The organism is Paenibacillus sp. FSL R7-0312 (genome assembly GCF_038004445.1).
Taxonomy (GTDB): Bacteria; Bacillota; Bacilli; order Paenibacillales; family Paenibacillaceae; genus Paenibacillus_AQ.
On the sequence record NZ_JBBORE010000001.1, the window covers coordinates 6,119,718 to 6,136,798 of the forward strand.

3 protein-coding genes (1 of these 3 only partly in view) are annotated in these 17,081 nt (G+C 58.8%); all 3 read right to left on the reverse strand.

All coding sequences use genetic code 11. The features are described from left to right. Tightly spaced (each overlapping or abutting the next), the 3 genes in view from MKX70_RS26935 to MKX70_RS26945 form a layout consistent with a single transcriptional unit that may run on beyond the window. The gene (locus MKX70_RS26935; RefSeq protein WP_340841223.1) at nucleotides 1-1,680 is read right to left on the reverse strand and encodes a thioesterase domain-containing protein; all 1,680 of its coding nucleotides are present in this window, start codon (nucleotides 1,678-1,680) and stop codon (nucleotides 1-3) included. Then, a complete protein-coding gene (locus tag MKX70_RS26940; RefSeq protein ID WP_340841225.1) occupies nucleotides 1,673-15,010 on the reverse strand; it encodes an SDR family NAD(P)-dependent oxidoreductase in 13,338 nt (4,445 codons plus the stop codon). Before MKX70_RS26940 ends, MKX70_RS26935 begins: the two co-directional genes overlap by 8 nt. Further along, nucleotides 15,007-17,081, reverse strand: the final stretch of a protein-coding gene (locus MKX70_RS26945) for an SDR family NAD(P)-dependent oxidoreductase (RefSeq protein ID WP_340841226.1). It continues 16,273 nt past the right edge of the window; 2,075 of the gene's 18,348 nt are visible here — the last part of the coding sequence; its start codon lies off the right edge, out of view — the gene reads right to left on this strand; it ends in the stop codon at nucleotides 15,007-15,009. Before MKX70_RS26945 ends, MKX70_RS26940 begins: the two co-directional genes overlap by 4 nt.

Below are 17,081 nucleotides of genomic sequence, written 5' to 3' on the forward strand. Positions count from 1 at the left end.
CTAATGATTCGCCCTCAGTATTTGATTCTCTTCAATTAACGCAGCGATCGCCTCGGCCGGCGGACCTTCCATACGGTACAGCATTCTGCAAAAGGTTCGTACCGCTTCCATCGCGCGCAGATCGGACAACATCCGGTAATGGCTGTCCGATCCGGCTGTCATAACCGACATGCGGGGCAGCCATTCTTCCCACGCCTTCCAGTAAGGGATAGCGTCAGCCGGTCCTGTCCCGTTGTCATCCAGGCAAAAATAAGGCTCCAGCTCTCCATAGAATGACCCGCCCCGGCAGCGGAAATAATAACAGGACGGTTCTTCCGGTGCATCCAGTGGCGCAATAACGTACCGGTCAAGCCCGTAAGCCTCCTGAACCCGAATGCTTTGCTTCAGCCGCTCGCGCCACGCTGCTTCGGACCCGTTCAACCCCCGTGCACCGGCCATCTCTAGCAACTGCTCCAGGAACAACTCCGGATCTTCGTGCAAATAAGCACGGGCCTCGTCCTGATGGATAAGACGGCCCGCCCATGATTTGGGCTCCGGTGATAACGCGGATAAGAGTGCCGAGTTCACCGCCTGCAGCGCAATCGTTTTTCTGTAGAATGCCTCGTCTTGAAGCGCTTCCCGGTAAGGGGTGTGCAAATAAGAATCGAGCATGACGATTGTCTGAACGCCCTCTCCAAGCTCTTGAAGCTGCCGGGCAACTTCGTAAGCGATACGCCCGCCAAGCGAGAAACCTCCGAGGTCATACGGACCTTTCGGCTGAACAGACATGATGATATGGACATAGTACGCCGCCATCGCTTGAATGCCGTGCAGCGGCTTGCGGCTGGACATCCAGCCCCGGGCCTGGATGCCGTACATCGGACGTTCGGCTTCTTGAGCGATCGGCTTGTAGCCGCTGACGATGGCGCTTCCTCCGTGAATCCAAAACACAGGACGTCCGGAAGTGCGGTGATTGAGCGCAATCAGCTCGGGAAATAAGGGCCGTGAGCTGGCGGCTTGGCCGGCAGCTTCAGGGCGCTCATGCAGCTTAATTGGGGCGGCTTGAGCAGTTGCATGCGCTTCTTCTATAGGCTCATATATGGGCAACGTGACAGTAGGGAACTGTTCCGCAGGGACCGCTGCCGCCTCTGCGTTCACGGCGGAAGCCAGCCATACCGAAAGCTCCCGCAGGCTCGCGTTCGCATGGATATCCTCCAGGGTAACCGGGACGCCGAAGCGGTTATGAAGGTCCCGGACCCATTCGACTCCCGATATGGAGTCCAGCCCAAATTGGGTGAACGGCTCCTCCGCGTCCACATCCCCCGGCATCATGTCAAGAACGCCGGCCAAGCTTACCGCCAGCTCTTCCCTCAGCTTCTCCGCAGTTGCGGTTCCCGCTACAGCGCGGGAATGGCCTTCATCTGCAATGCCCGGCAGCAAGGCTTCGGATAAAGGGCGAAGCGTAATGCCGCCCGGCTTCGCGGATGCCAGGGGAGACACTGCGGGCTCCGCTTCCGGTGATAACCGCTGCACCTGGTGACCAGCCACAGCGTTGTCAGAGTAAGAGCGGGCAGCGGACAGCTCCCCGTTCAGCTCTTCAAGCACATTGCCGTGAAATTGCCGCAGCAAATCAAGCGCCTCGGCCTTAGCCAGACGATGCTGTTTCATCTCATTCAACACATATTGCAGGAATTCAGCCATAGGTCCTCCTTTGACGGATCACGTCTCTTATATTCGATTGGATCTCATCGGCCGCACGGTCGATGCTGATGGAATCGTCCATGATCCGATCCAGCAGCTTGCCATAGAAGCTGCTGTCAAATACATCGCTGCTCAAGCCGCTTGCAGCTGTTGACGCCAGCATACCGGGGGTCCCGGTTCCTGCCGTCATGAGCCCCGCGGCTGCCGGTTCATCCTTATGCGGGACCGGGATCGCAAGCGGCTCCGCCGGCGGCTGTTCCGCCTGAGGCTTTTCTGCCAGTGGCTGACCTTGGCTGCTTCCCCCTCCGCCCTCCGTAAACCAATACCGTTCTCTGGCGAACGGATAGGTTGGCAGGCTGATGCGCTGCGGATGCGGGCCGTCGTAGAGCTGTGACCAATCGAGCTGCAGGCCTCTCGTCCACAAGCTCAGCAGCTTGTCGAACTTGCGCTGCCGCATCCACTTGCTCAGGACCTCCTGCATTTCATCGTCGGAGCTGAGTGCGGCGATTGTGTCTTTGTTCTCCTTAACCCGTCCCCGGTATAGACCCGGCACCTCAGAAACACCGTCGCCGAGAAGCTGCAGCACTGCGCCTAACTCTTCAAGTGTTCCGGCAACGCAGGCAGCTCTTTCTTCCATCGCTTCCCGCCCCGTCTGGAGCGTATAAGCGATCCGGCTCAAATCTGATTCTTCATACCGTCCTTCCTGAATGGCAGACGCAAGCTGCTGGGCGATCAGCTTAAGCTGATCCCCGCTTCTGGCCGACAGCACAATGAGGCACGGCCTGGATGCATCCGTTCTCTGCTGCGGCACGGTGTACGGATTCGGCATATATTCCTCCACGACAAGATGCGCATTGGCGCCTCCCGCCCCAAACGAAGAGATGCCGGCCCGGCGCGGATATTCCCGCCGGGTGCCGTCAATGGTAAGGACAGGCCGGTTCCAATCGGCAAGCTCCTGCTGGACGATGAACGGCGTGTTACCGAACTCGATGCCCGGATTCAGCGTTGTCGCGTGCAGAGAAGGGACGAGCTGCCGGTGGCGGAGCATTAGCAGCACTTTGGTCAGTCCGGCGATGCCGGCTGCGCTCTCAGAGTGCCCGATGTTGGACTTCACCGACCCTAGGGAGCAGAATTGCTTATCTTGCGTATCCCGTTCAAACGCCCGGGTCAATCCGGTGATCTCAATCGGATCGCCAAGCGCGGTTCCAGTTCCGTGAGCCTCTATGCAGCTAATCGTTCTGGCATGGACATTGGCCCGTTTGAGCGCATCTGTAACGACCTCATACTGGGCCAGCGGGTTCGGGACCGTATAACCGTTCGTCCGGCCTCCGGCATTGAGCATGCTTCCTTTAATAACGCCATAGATGTGGTCGCCGTCCCGCACCGCTTTATCCAGCGGCTTCAGCACAATGGCGCCTACGCCTTCCCCATCAACGAAGCCGTCAGCTCCGGCACCGAACGACCTGCATTGATCCCCGGAGGACAGCATGTTCATGGCCGACAGCCTTAAATAATGGTTCGGAGACTGAATCAAATTGACACCGCCGGCGATTGCACATTCGCTTGTGCCGTTGTTCAGGCTGTCAATGGCCAGATGAATCGCCGTTAACGAGGAGGAACAGGCCGTATCGACCGCCATGCTCGGGCCACGGAAATTGAACAAATAGGAGATGCGGTTCGCGATGGACCAATAACTGGCACCCGTCGGATAATTCCCGTTCATCGCCCCGACATATACGCCTACCTTGCCGCTGGCGCATAGCGTAGCAGGCGTATAGCCCGCATCTTCTATGCTTGAATAAGCGGTTTCGAGGAATAGCCGTTCTTGAGGGTCCATCTGCTTCGCTTCTTTCGGCGAAATGCCGAAGAACAGCGGATCGAACCAGTCGTATCCTTCAATGAATCCGCCCCATTTGCTGTACATCGTCCCTCTTTTGCCGCGCTGCGCTTCATAATAATCCGCCCAGTCCCAGCGATCCTTGGAAATTTCGGTAATGCCGTGTCTTCCCGCCTTCAGCTGCGCCCAGAATTCCCGGATGTTTCCGGCACCCGGATAACGTCCCGACAGCCCAACGATAGCGATATCGGCTGACGCCGTTACGGCCGCGGATGTCCGGGCAGTATTCTGCGGAATCGAAGCAAACCGGCTGCCCGGCCGCGGATTTCCGGCTGCGCCTGCAAGGGCCGGCTCCGGCTGTGGCCCTTGGATACCGCCGTCATTAGGCCGTGCCCCGCCGGTCCCGGATTCATCCGGTCCGAGCAGCACCGCGAGCGTCTCCTGATGTGCCGTCAAGAAATATCCGGCAAGCTCTTCGACCGTCTGATATTCGAAGAATACCGTGCTGTTCACGCTGCCGAACTCTTCACTTAACGCATTCGTCAGCTGTACAACCAGAATGGAGTCGATACCGTAGTTTTCGAACCGCTCCCTAGGATCGAGCTGTCCGGTTGGCATCTTGAGCACTTCCGCTATGCGCCGGCGCAAATATGCAATAGTCTTCTCCCTCAGCGTGCCTGCGTAACGCTCTTCTGCCCCTGCCTTCACCGGCTGGACGGGCAGAACGCTAACACGATCCTCCTTGTTCGCCGCCTCGCTTTTCTCTTGAACGGGCTTCACCTGCTGCCGTACCACGCCATCGCTTTCCGCCATAATAATCTGCTGGCCCCATGAGTGTACAGTCTCAGCAGGGAAGTGAACCGAACGGAATCCTTCGTCTTCAAGCACGTTCAGCCACGTCCCCGGCGATAAACCGGGTGAGCCCGGCATACGAAGCCGGGCGTCTTCATACCGCCACCACCCATCGAGCAGCCCGAAGGTCAGATGCGTAAACATGGATTGTCCGTGCAGCTCGTTCAGCAGCAGCAGGCCGTTCTTTTTGAGTACGGCTTTGGCGTTGCGCAGCGTGTGGCGAATGTTCTTCGTCGCGTGAAGTACGTTAGCCGCAATGGCGATATCGTATTCGGCCGGAAGAATCTGCTGGCCGGATAGCGGTGACTCGACATTGAATAGCTGATAAGTCAGGAATGAATGGTCCGGTCCATATGTCTCCTTCGCATGGATCAGGAAGGCTTGCGAGATATCGGTATAGCGATATTCCTGAATGTTGTCGGCATATGCCTTCAGCTTGCGCAGGACCCCGGCACTCGTGCCGCCGGTTCCCGCCCCGATCTCCAGAATGCGAATGCGGGCGGACGGATCTAGCTGAATCCGCTGCTTCACATAAGCGGCAACGACATCGCCGAGCACTTCATTGAAAGCGTCCGCCACCGGATTATGCTTATAGACGCCTTCTACGAGCTCCATGGATGAATTCGGAAACATTACATCCGTTGCCGGAAGCTTGCCCGATAAAATATCCGGCAATGCACGCAGCGCCGTCTCCGCGAGCGCAATCTGTGCCGCCATTCCGCCGAAGGCGAGCCATTCCTTCTTTTTGCGGTCCCAGTCGGACCACAGCGCCTCCATCCTGGCATTGGCTGGATACAGCCCCTTGCCGGCGCTGTCTTGCTGCACACCCTTTCGCTCTCTAAGCAGCGCAATACTCGCATCAAGCCATCTTGAATACCGGCCATGTACGCCGTTTCCCTGCACGTAGCCGGTATTGTCCGCTGCCCGGCTGAACATGCCGGACGCAAGCAGCTGCCCTTCGAGCATCCGGCAGAGCTGTGACTCCATATCTTGAAGCGCCGCATATCCTTCCCCCGTAAGTCCTGCCGCCGCGGCTGCCGGGTCAGGGAGAACACTGGCAAGTTGCTCCGCCGATTGAACGCTGTTGTCCGGATGCAGGAATAGCTGTTCGTCCTGCGAAATGCCCTCGATCGTAAGGCCCCCAGTGGTCTTGAGCAGAGCCAGCTGATTCAGCGGGCCGGACAGAAGTCCGCCGAGCGCCTCCATCGCCTCCTCCGGCTCAATGGATCCTATCCCCATCTGTGCCATTCGTTCCTGATAAGCATCGGAAGCAACGACACCAACGCCGCCCCAGTAGCCCCAGTTCATCGTTTTGACCGGATAAGGCGAGCGGGCGGCAAGCTGATGCGCATAAGCATCCATGAATGTGCATCCGGCGGCGTAATTGCTTTGACCCGCCGATTTCATGAAGGCATTCATGGACGAGAAGAACAGAACGAAATCGGGCGTTTCCCCGGCGAGCAGCTCCGCCATATTGACGCTTGTATCGACCTTGGCCACAAGGGCGGACCGAAAACGGGCTTCGTCCATGTTCGCAAGACTTTGGTCCGCCAGCACGATGGCCGAGTGAACAACCCCGTCAATGCGGCCGAACCGTTTCTTCGCCGCGTCGTAGGCAAGCTGCAGGGAGCTGCGGTCGGATGCGTCCCCGGAAATATAGACAGGTGCTTCACCGAAGGCACCCAGCCGGTCAAGCTTCGCCTGGATCAATTCATCCTTCTCGCGGCGTCCGATCCAGACGATATGCGCCTGCCAGGTGCGGATCATATATTCGCTCCAGACCTCGCCGATGCCGCCGGCTCCGCCGATCACCACGTAGACGCCGCCTTTTCTGTACAAAATCCGTTCCGGGGTATTATTGTTACTCCGGTTGACCGGAATGAGCTTCTGGCGGAACCACTCTCCGCTTCGGTAAGCCCAGGCGTTGCCCTGCCGGTCTGCGGGCAGCGACAATAGCTCCTGAAGCGGCCACTGGCCGCCGGACTCCAGATCGATTAGCCGTACGCTCCAATTCGGATATTCTTTGGCGAGCGAACCAATCAGCCCGTGCACGCCGGCGTGTGCCGCATCGACGTCATCTCTCCGGCCTACGCTCTGCGTATGTCCGGTAATGACCGTCCAGCCGGTTTTGCTGCCTCCTCCGCCTGCAAGCAGCACGGCCTTGATCAGCTTGAACAGCTGGAAGACGCCGGCTTGCTGCGCGCGGGTCAGTGAAACACCGGGCAGCGAGCCTTCGGCAGCATCCGGTGCAATCCAAACGATATGCTCCGGCATCCCTCCGTCCGCAAGCCGCCGGGCGATCTCTTCGATCGTATCCTCCGGCTGGAACCTAAGTGATTGCGCGTGTGGAAGCAGCTGTTCCAAAGCCGAACTGTTCTTAGGACCGGCATCGCCGACAATCGTTATGCGGCTATCAGGCTTCGGCCACTCTTGAACACGTTCGACAGGCACGGTGTCCCATACAGGGTGTAACGTCATAAGAGCGGAAGGAGTCTGTCTATCCGCTGCCGCCGTTGCCATAATACTGGGCTCCGTCCGAACAGCGGGTACGGCATCGCCATCCATCCCCCTTACGGAATAGCCTTTCAGACTTGCGATAACACCGCCCTGCTCATTGCACAGGTCAATGTCCATCTTCCGTACTTTGCCGCTGGCCGTGTCGCCCCCGCTCCAACGGACATAAGCCCATACGACGGAGGAGTAACGGCCGTAAACGGTCAACTCCTCAAGTGTAAACGGAAGCATCGGCTTCAAGCCGGCATCCTCCTGCCCGATGCCGTCCATCAGACCGATCGCAGCTTGGAACGCCGCGTCCGTCAAGCTCGGATGCAGAATGAACCGGTCCGCCGAAGGGATGGCCGATGCAGGAAGAACCAGCTTCGCAAGCGCGCGCCCGTCACCCGCATACACGCAATCAACAGCCCTGTGGGCTGCGCCGTACTCAATCCCCATCCTTTGGAACGCCGAATAACAATCATCGGCCGTCAGGACGCGAATGCCGCACTTTGCGCGCAGGGACGCCAATTCCAGTGCAGGAGCAATTTCACTGCCGCTCCATTCCGCACGTCCTTGGCTATAGATGTTATCCCCGCTTGCTCCTGCATTGCCGCCGTAGATCTCGAATGCGATGTCCCCGCTCTCCTGCGGGCGCAGCCCGATATGAACGTTCGACGTCCCTTCGCTGATTGTGCAAGGTCTCACCCAGACCACCTCCTTCAGCCGAAGGCCCACCGGAATGCCTTCACTCCTGCCGCTGGCTTGGGCCGCAGCATAAATGGCCATCTCCAGCTGCGCCGCGCCGGGCAGCACCTTCTGCCCCCTGACGACATGATCGGCAAAGAAAAACTCGGTTCCCGTAAAGGCCGAGCTGTAACGCTGCTCCGAGAAGTCGGATGTATTGGCGTACAGCAGCGGATGCAGCAGCTCACCGGCAGGAGCAGCAGACCCGCTTCCCTCGCCTGCGGAGCCGGTATGACCGCCTCCCGCATCCGCCCCCGGCTTCGGAGACCAGTACCGGTTCTTGGCGAACGGGTATAGAGGGAGGGCAATCCGCCGAGGCTTCCGTCCCTGGTACATGCTGCTCCAATCGACCGAAAGCCCTTGCACCCACCAGTCGAGCAGCTTCGTATACTTTCTTTTGGCAAGCCATGCATCGACCGTGTGCTGCAAATCCTCATCTGCCGTTAAGACGGCCGCTGCGCCGTCATTAATTCTTCCCCGGCCGTAGAACAGATCCCCTGTCGTACGGTCTCCTCTCAGGTAAGCGGCCAGCTTGCTCTCAACCTCGCCTATGCTGTCTGCCAGAAGCGCGAGCCGTTCCTCCATCACCTCCCGGCCGGTCTGCAGCGTATGGGCTATACTGGCCAAGTCGGCATCGGTGAACGCTTCTTCACGAACTGCATCCAGCAGCGCCTGCGCAAGCGCGCGCAGCCGTTCCTCGTTCTTGGCGGACAGCACGATCACCGCAGGCAGCGGATAAGCCGCCGCGGGACCCGCACCCGCCTCTGCGGCAGGAATATATTCCTCCACCAGCAAATGCGCATTGGAACCCCCGGCCCCGAAGGACGATATACCCGCCCTGCGCGGATATTCCCGCACCGAGCCGGACTCACGCAGGACCGGCCGCTTCCATTCCGCCAGCTCCCGCTGTACGACGAATGGCGTTGAGGAGAAATCGATGTTCGGATTGAGCACGGAGGCATGCAGGGACGGCGCCAGCTGCCCATGCTTCAGCTGCAGCAGCACCTTCGTCAAGCCGGCAATCCCGGCCGCGCTTTCGCAATGGCCGATATTAGACTTGGCCGAGCCGATGGCGCAAAATGCCTTATCATCCGTATATGCCGAGAACGCGCCCGACAAGCCCGCGATTTCTATAGGATCGCCGAGCGATGTCCCGGTACCGTGAGCCTCGATGTAACTGACCGTTCTCGGGTCGAACCCCGCCCTGCTCAGCGCCTGCTTGATCACTTCAGCCTGGGCATTGGGATTCGGAACCGAGTACCCGTTCGTTTTGCCGCCGTGATTGATTGCACTTGCTTTGATCACGCCGTAAATCCGGTCCCCGTCCGCAACCGCTTCGGACAACGGCTTGAGCAGCACCGCGCCGACGCCCTCCCCGGGCACGTAGCCGTCGCCGCCTTCGCCGAAGCTTTCGCAGCGGCCCTTGCTCGACACGAATTTCCCCTGCGCAAGCATCAGATATTTGTTCGGATGAAGCGACAGGTTGACGCCTCCGGCAACGGCTACGCCGCACTCCCCTTGCTGGATGCTTTGGCAGGCCAGATGAATGGCGGTCAAGGACGAAGAGCACATCGTATCGACGGCTATGCTGGGCCCCTGGAAGTTATACCAATAGGACACCCGGTTCGCAATCGAAGACGGGCTGCCGGCGTAAGCGATTCTTCTGCCCGAAAGCTGCTCCTGCGCCCCGTACAGCTGGTACTCCTCATACATGACGCCGGCATAAATACCCACCGGAATCCGGCGGTTCAGCTTCCGGTTGAACGCAACCGATTCCCTCGTATAACCGGCGTCCTCCAGTGTATGGTAGACGCATTGCAGAAACAGCCGCTCCTGGGGATCCATTACTTCTGCCTCCAGGGGCGAAATCTGGAAGAACAACGGATCGAACTGATCCATCCCGTCCAGGAAACCTCCCCATTTGCTGTAAGTGGTGCCCAGCTTGTTCTTATCTTCGTCGAAATAAAGGGAGTGATCCCATCTTTCCGGCGGGATCTCCGTAATGCAATCCCGTCCCTGCTGCAAATTGCGCCAGTATTCCGCCACGTCCGGCGCTCCCGGGTAACGTCCCGCTATGCCGATAACGGCAATATCGATTGGACCGCCCTGCCCGTGCTGCATTAATGACGGGGAAGGGCTGCCTGCCGCCGCCAACGCCGGTGAAACCCGGGAACGGGGCTGCCTCCCTGTAGAAGGCCGGATAAGCCCGGGTGCTGTCTTGGCAGCAGCTCTGTTATCATCCGCAGGTGGTCTGCCGGAGCCCAGAAGCTCCTTCAGTTTGGCTTGATGCGCCCCGAGGAAATAGTCCGTTAAGGCGGCAAGGTTCTGGTATTCAAAAAACAACGTTTTGGACAAGGGGCCGAACACTTTCTCCAGTTCTCCGGTCAGATCCATCACCATAATTGAATCGATCCCGTACTTCTCCAGCGGGACATGCTCGTCGATCCGGTGGGACGGCAGCTTGATCGCAGACGAGAGCAGCTTTTTAAAATATTGGACCGCCTGCTCCCGGAATGCGGCCGGCAAGTCGGCAGGCGCGGAGGAAACCCCTTCCGCATGCACTGCAGGAGCCTCCAGTGGTTCAGCTTCCCTTGGAGTAGGCATACGTTCCGCTAAATGCTCTGCCAGCTGGCGAATGGTCGGATATTCAAGCAGTTCGACTGGCGTTACCTTGAACCCGACGGCCTCGCCTATGCTCACTGCGGCAGTTTGCATCTGATGCGCATCGAAGCCGAATTCGTCCCAATCGGTATCGATATGAATCTCGCTGCCGGGGACGGTGAGCAACCCGGATACGGCACGGACTGCGGCAGCGAGAATCTTCTGCTTCGTATCGCCATCCGTATTCCGCTTCACAGGAGCTGGTGCCGGGGACGGGATAGCCCCAACCTTTGAGCTAGCCGCCAGCTTGTGCAAGGCGCTCCGCAATTGTGCCGGCTTGCCTTGGACGACCATGACCTGGCTTCGCTCTGAAGCGAAGGCGCGATAAAAGGCGGAGAAGCCGCTGTCCGTCTGAAGCGGCACGAAGCCGAACGTATCCTGGAGCCTCTTCACCGTGCTTTCGCTCACGCTCATCCCGCCGTCCTTCCAAAGCGGCCAATTGATGGACAGCGTGCGGCCTTGGCGCTGCCCGGCTGCCGCCAGCTCGCTGCGGTATGCAGCGAATGCATCCATATAGGCATTGGCTGCCGCATAATCGGCTTGACCGGCGTTCCCCATGCTGCCCGCAGTGGACGAAAACAGCACAAAAAAGTCTAGCTCGAGATGGCGGGTCGCCTCATCCAGATAGGCTAAACCGGTTACTTTAGGAGCCAGTACGTCCGCAAGCTCCTGTATGCCCTTCTTCACGATCAAGCTGTCACGCACGATTCCCGCACTGTGGATAATACCGTGCAATTTGCCAAAGCGTTCCCCGATATCCCGTATAAGGCCGAACATGGCCTGCCTGTCGTTCATATCGGCCTGCCGGTATTCTGCCCGGACGCCTGCGGCGCGAAGCTGCCGGAGCTGCTCCTCCTTATCCGCATCGAGCGGAGACCGTCCGGTCAGAACAAGCGTTGCCTGCTTGGCCTGCCGGCCTGCCTCCCTGGCGAATAGCCGGCCGAGGCCGCCTGTGCCGCCTGTAATTAAGTACACTCCATTCTCTCTCCACGGCTCAGCCGCAAGCCCGCCGGATGCTTCAAGCTCATCCCAGCGCAATACATAGCGGATGCCGTTCTGATAGCGGATTCTCGTGTCCTGCGGGCTTCCGCCGTCGTTCTGCAGCTGAATGGCGAAGTCCGGAGCACTGCTTCCGGCTCCGGCTTCCGCTTCGATCAGCTGAACGGCAAGCTTCGGATGCTCCAGGGCGGCCGTCTGCAGCATTCCTGCCAATCCAGACAGCAGCCGCTCTTCGCCCTTGCCGGAGATGATGAGCTGCACCAGAGCCGAGCCGATGGAAGAATCGTTCGCAACGGCTTGCAGCTCGTTCAGTGCCAGCGCTGAGTACCGGCCGAAACGCAGACAGGTTTCTTCCTCCGCAGCAACCAGATTGCAAATGCGCCAGCGGCGGCTAAGCGGCCTGCCGTTCCAGCAAGCATCCAGGCTGTCTGCCAGCTCTTGCTGCCCGCACAGCATGACGAGATGAAGATCGAACGGTGCCGTTCTGCTGCCTTGATCGGATTGGCCCGCTGTTTGCCCTTCCCAGACGGGCTCAAGCAGCAGCGTTTCCATTGAATCTTCTTCCGCCGGGTGATCCAAAGCACGAACGGAGAAACCTCTGATCTTCACGCATACGGCTCCTTGTTCATCGCATAGGTCGGCATCAAGCTTCCGAACGCCGCCGTACACCTCTCCTTCACCTGAGCGGATGTACACCCACATCGACGAAAGGCATGGACTGATCACCTCCACGTTCTCCACGGCAAAGGGGAGAAGCGGGCGAAGGGGCGCCCGACTTTCTTCCCCGATCAGCAGCCCGAGCGACGCCTGTAAAGCGGAATCCAGCATGCCCGGATGCAGAACGAAGGCATCGCCCGTTCCCCATACCATTTCGGGAAGCTTCAGCCTGGCGAGCACCTGTCCCTTGCCGATATACATTTCTTCCAATCCCCGGTGGGCCGGGCCATACCGGATTCCCATCGCTTCGAACCGATCATAGCTTTCGGAGGCAGTTATCCGCGCTGTACCACATTGCGAGCGGATCGCATGCAAATCGATCACGCTCCGCGCTTCGGATGAAGCCTCCAGCATCAGCCGGCCTTGGCTGTGTACGGCCGCAATGTCCCCGGATTCGGCTGAGGAGCCGGTGATCTCGAAGGATACGCTGCCGTCCTCTTCCGGATACAGCGTGATATGAACGTGAACAGGCTCTTCCCCTGCGGCGAGAGGACGGGACCATGAGACATGCTGAAGCCGGATTCCTGCCGTTCCGGCCCGAAGCGATTGCTGTGCGGCAGCATCTGCCGACTTCTCCAATGCGGCCCGGGCCATTTCGAGATAGGCCGATCCCGGCAGGAGCCGCTGGCCGCTGACGACATGATCCCTGAAGAAAAACTCGTCCCCCGTGAACACGGAGGTGAATTTCTGCCCGGCAAGATCGGACGTATTGTGCTGCAGCAAAGGATGACCCGGCGCTGCCGGACCAAAGCCTTCCGCCAAGCGTGTGCTCAAGACAGGCTTGATGTCAGGAATAGCAAACCTTTCCCGGGCAAAAGGATGTGTCGGCAATCCCGCCAGCCGCTTGGCGGCCGTTTGGCGGTACTGGAGGACAGCCTGTCCCACATCGGTTCCGCCAACCCACAGCTCCGCCAATTTTTTGTATTTCCCGCCCGTCAGCAATTGCTGCAGGAATTGTCTGCCTTCCGCCGTGTCGGCGAGATCAGTGCCTTCCTTCTTGCCGGCCACTCCGGCATAGCAGCCCGTTGCCGGTGCCGGTGCAAGCCGCTGCTCCACGGCCAGATCCTCCAATTGCTGCGTAAGCTTGGCTACGCTGCCGGTTACGGCCGCAAGCCGGTATTCCATCGGGGTTCTGGCTGCTTGATACGTATACAGGAAGCTCCCGGTGTCCACGTCAGGGTGTGAACGTAAATACGCATGCACAGACCGGGCGTACTCCCGCAAGCTTGCCTCGCTGGCCGCAGAGAGCATGAACAAGCCTTGTTCCACGGCAGCCGGCCTGTCATACGCCAACGGCACGGCTGCTTCATGCGCCTCAACGACGAGATGCGCGTTCGTGCCGCTGAAGCCGAACGAGCTTACCGCAGCGAGCCGCGACGATTTCGCGTTTAGCGGCCATTCCTGCAGACATGTGTTCACGTAGAAAGGACTGCCTGCGAAATCGATATGCTCATTCTCTTTGCGGAAGTGGATCGAAGGCGGCATCTGCATATGCTTGAAGCTAAGCAGCACTTTTATTAAGCTAAGCACGCCTGCGGCGGCGGTCGTATGCCCGATATTGCCTTTCAGCGAGCCGATGGCACAATACTGTTTGTTCGATGTAAATTTGCCGAACGCATGGCTCAGCGCGTGAATTTCAACCGGGTCGCCCAGCTTCGTAGCCGTTCCGTGCGCTTCCGTATATTGAATATCCTCCACGTTGATTCCATACCGCTCATACACCGATTGCTGCAGCTTGCTCTGGGAGAGGAAGCTCGGCGCCGTAATGCCTGAAGTTTGACCGTCCTGGTTGGTGCCGCTCCCGCGAATAATCCCATAGATCGAATCGTTGTCGCGCAGGGCGTCCTCAAGCCTTTTTAGAATGACGATGCCTGCGCCGTCACCGACGACGATGCCATCCGCATCGTTATCGAACGGGCGGCACATTCCCGTAGGAGACAGCATGCCGGCATTGTTCATGAACAGAAAGGCACCGGGATGGGTATAGATCGTTATTCCGCCGGCAATGGCCAGATCGATAGCGCCATTCCGCAGCTTCTCACAAGCAAGGTCGATGGCGACCAGGGAAGAAGAGCATGCCGTGTTGACCGCAAGCGCCGGACCTTTGAGATCCAGGCAATACGCAATGCGGGCCGCCATAATACTCGTGTCGGTGCCCAGCATAGTATGGTGGGAGTAATCCTGCGCGGAGGGATACCCCATCGAGCCTATGAACGTGCCGACCTGTCCGCCCTGGCGGGCATATCCGGCATCTTCCAGCGCCCGGTAGCATTCCTGCAGAACGATGCGCTGCGCCGCATCCATCGCTTCCGCTTCTTTGGGCGATATATTGAAGAACAGCGGATCGAAGTGCTCGATACCGTCCATAGCGCCATACCGGAGGGGCACAGGCGAGGAGGAATGCGCTTGGATGTAAGCGATCCACTCCGGATTGTCCATCATCCGGGTGCAGTCCTTTCCTTGCGAAACGATCTCCCAGAACTCGTCTTGATTAGCAGCCCCGGCGGTGCGGCACGACAGCCCGATGACGGCGATCCCGCCGGAGACGGACCCTGCAGGGTTCGCCTCCGGCGGCCGGGATACACTCCCCTGTTGCTGCGATTGCTGCACCTTCTCCTCCCGGGAAGGTACACCGGCAGGCATTCCGGCCGGTCCGGGAACCGGAACGAAGTCCACCGCGGGACCCGTTATTTTTGCCGCGTATTCTGATGGCACCTTCGTTACCGGCCCGGCGGACGGCAGAGCACCGCTTGCGTGCAGCTGCCCGGCGACATAAACGGCCAACGCTTCGAAATGATGGCATTCGACGAGAATGCTGGTCGGGAGTGACAAATCGAAGCGGACGTTGATTGCTTCCAGCAATTCGACCAAATTAACGGACGAGATGCCAAGCTCCTTCAGCGATTCCGCCTCCAGCAATTCTTCCCGGTCCAAACCAAGGACCTGCCCGAATACGAGCACCAAGCTTTCTCTAACAACATCCAGCCTTTCTTCAAGTGAATCCGGCCTATTCCCAGAAATCATAAGATTGCTCCCTTCAACGGTCTCTCCTGCTGCGTTATAGACGCCGGCGGATAGGGCTTCTGCCCGAGATGCTTCATTTCGTTCAGCGCTTCCGCGTACGGGGTTTTGTGCGCGATTCTGATTTCGTTGAACGATTTCAGCTCCGCTTCGGTCATCGCCGTCTCCTTGCAGAGCTTGAACAGGCAGTAGCTGGTCCAGCCCCGCTCGAGCGAGATGGCGTTATTGGCATAGCTGCGCAGCGAATCACGCGCGACCGGAACTAATCCCTCCGTGTTCCGCTCGCAATCCGGATCGTACAAATAATTGGCGACCCGGGATGAAACGTCGATAATCTCCTCGATAGCCAGGCCGCAGCGCGCCAGCACGCCGGCCCATTCCGCCGCAGTCGCAATCGCAATGCCAATGTCCGCATCAACGATCGGCCCGCGCAGATTCGCGATGAAATCCATCAGCAGCACTTGGCCGTCTTCCGCCAAGGAAGCGGCAATATTCGCGAACAAGGCGGTTTTGTCCGGGATGTGGCAGCACACCTCAATCCCGATGACGAGATCGTAGCAGTCAGGGAAGCGGTCAACCGCGCTGTCCCGGTGATAAATTGCTGCACGGGAGCTTAGATTCAGCCCTTCAATCCGTTTGTTGCCCAGCTCCGCCTGTCCCTTCGAAATGGTATACCCGTGCGCCTGGATATCTGGATACAGCGAAGCGATTTGAATGACATCGGTACCATGGCCGCAGCCGATATCCAGTACGGAGCGGACACGGCGGAAATCCGCTTTATAGAACAATACCTGCCGCAGTTCGATCTGTTTATCCTTGACAAGGGCTGCTTCATCCGGATACCGCTCCGGATTCAGCAGCACCCTGCTCATCGAGAAGCCGGGAATCCGCGATTCGAACGGGCAAAACGTTAAATATTCCTCCTGAAATTCCGCCGAGCGGTCGACGGTGTTGAACGAGTACAGCTCCGCCGCCTTATTGCCGCCGTCCGGCCCCGAAGGAGGCAGGCTTACAGCCGTATGCTGAACGGATACGTTACGGTTCTCTTGCGGCCAACATTTTCTTCTTCTGAAAGGATACCCCGGAGCTGAAACGATTCTGGCGCTTCCGGCTTCGTACAGTTCTGCCCACGGCACCTGCATCCCCCCGGCCCAAAGCGAGGCGAGCTGTAGAAGGTCGTGCTCCCTCACCGCCTTACCGGCTGTCCCGGCAGTGGCGGATGCAGGCGTCTGATGTCCGTGAGTTCCCGAACTTCCGCCATAGATGGCAAGCCCGCCGGGAAGCGTTGCGGCCGTTCCTTCGATATAAGCGCTTAAGCCCTGCACCAACGCTTCTTTCGATGGTGTCACAATCGCAAGACGACATTTCATCGCCTCTCTGCCCACGCTCAGCGTATAAGCCAGGTCGCGCAAAGCGATGTCAGCCGAACGGCCGCTGTCCATATAATCTGCTAATTGCCGGGCCGCCGCCTGCAGGCGTTCATCGTTCTGCGCAGACAAAATAACGGCATAAGCCGCCGGTGAAGGGCACTCCCCCTGCGGCTCCGTTAATGAAGGAATATATTCTTCAATCACGGCATGCGCGTTCGTCCCGCTAATTCCGGTCGTGGATACCGCTCCAAGTCTGGCCTGGCCTGGCCGGGATGTCCATTCCCGCACTTCCTGCGCAATATAAAACGGGCTTTCCTTGAATGAAATCAGCTCGCTCAGCGATTCAAAGCCGGACACCGGCACAATCGTCTTCCGGTGTAGTGCCGTCACCATTGCGATTAGACTGACAACCCCCGAAGCGGCGAAGGTATGACCGATCAGCGGCTTGACGGAACCGACAGCGCAGTGGCCTTTTACATCGCTAAGCTTCCGGAATGCAGACGAAAGAGCCTCCATTTCGATCGAGTCTCCGATCTTCGCGCCAACGCTGTGTGCCATCAAAAAACCGATTTGTTCGGGACGTATGCCGCTGCGTTCATAAATCTGCTTAATCAGCTGCTCCTGGCTTAACGGGTTCGGAGCGGAAATGCCATTCGTCCGGCCGTCATAATTGACACCGCTTGCTTTGATCGTGCCGTAGATGC

Excerpts from the sequence above, each read along its gene's own strand:
- MKX70_RS26935 (WP_340841223.1), bottom strand. The coding sequence starts at position 1,680 with ATGGCTGAATTCCTGCAATATGTGTTGAATGAGATGAAACAGCATCGT.
- MKX70_RS26940 (WP_340841225.1), bottom strand. The coding sequence starts at position 15,010 with ATGATTTCTGGGAATAGGCCGGATTCACTTGAAGAAAGGCTGGATGTT.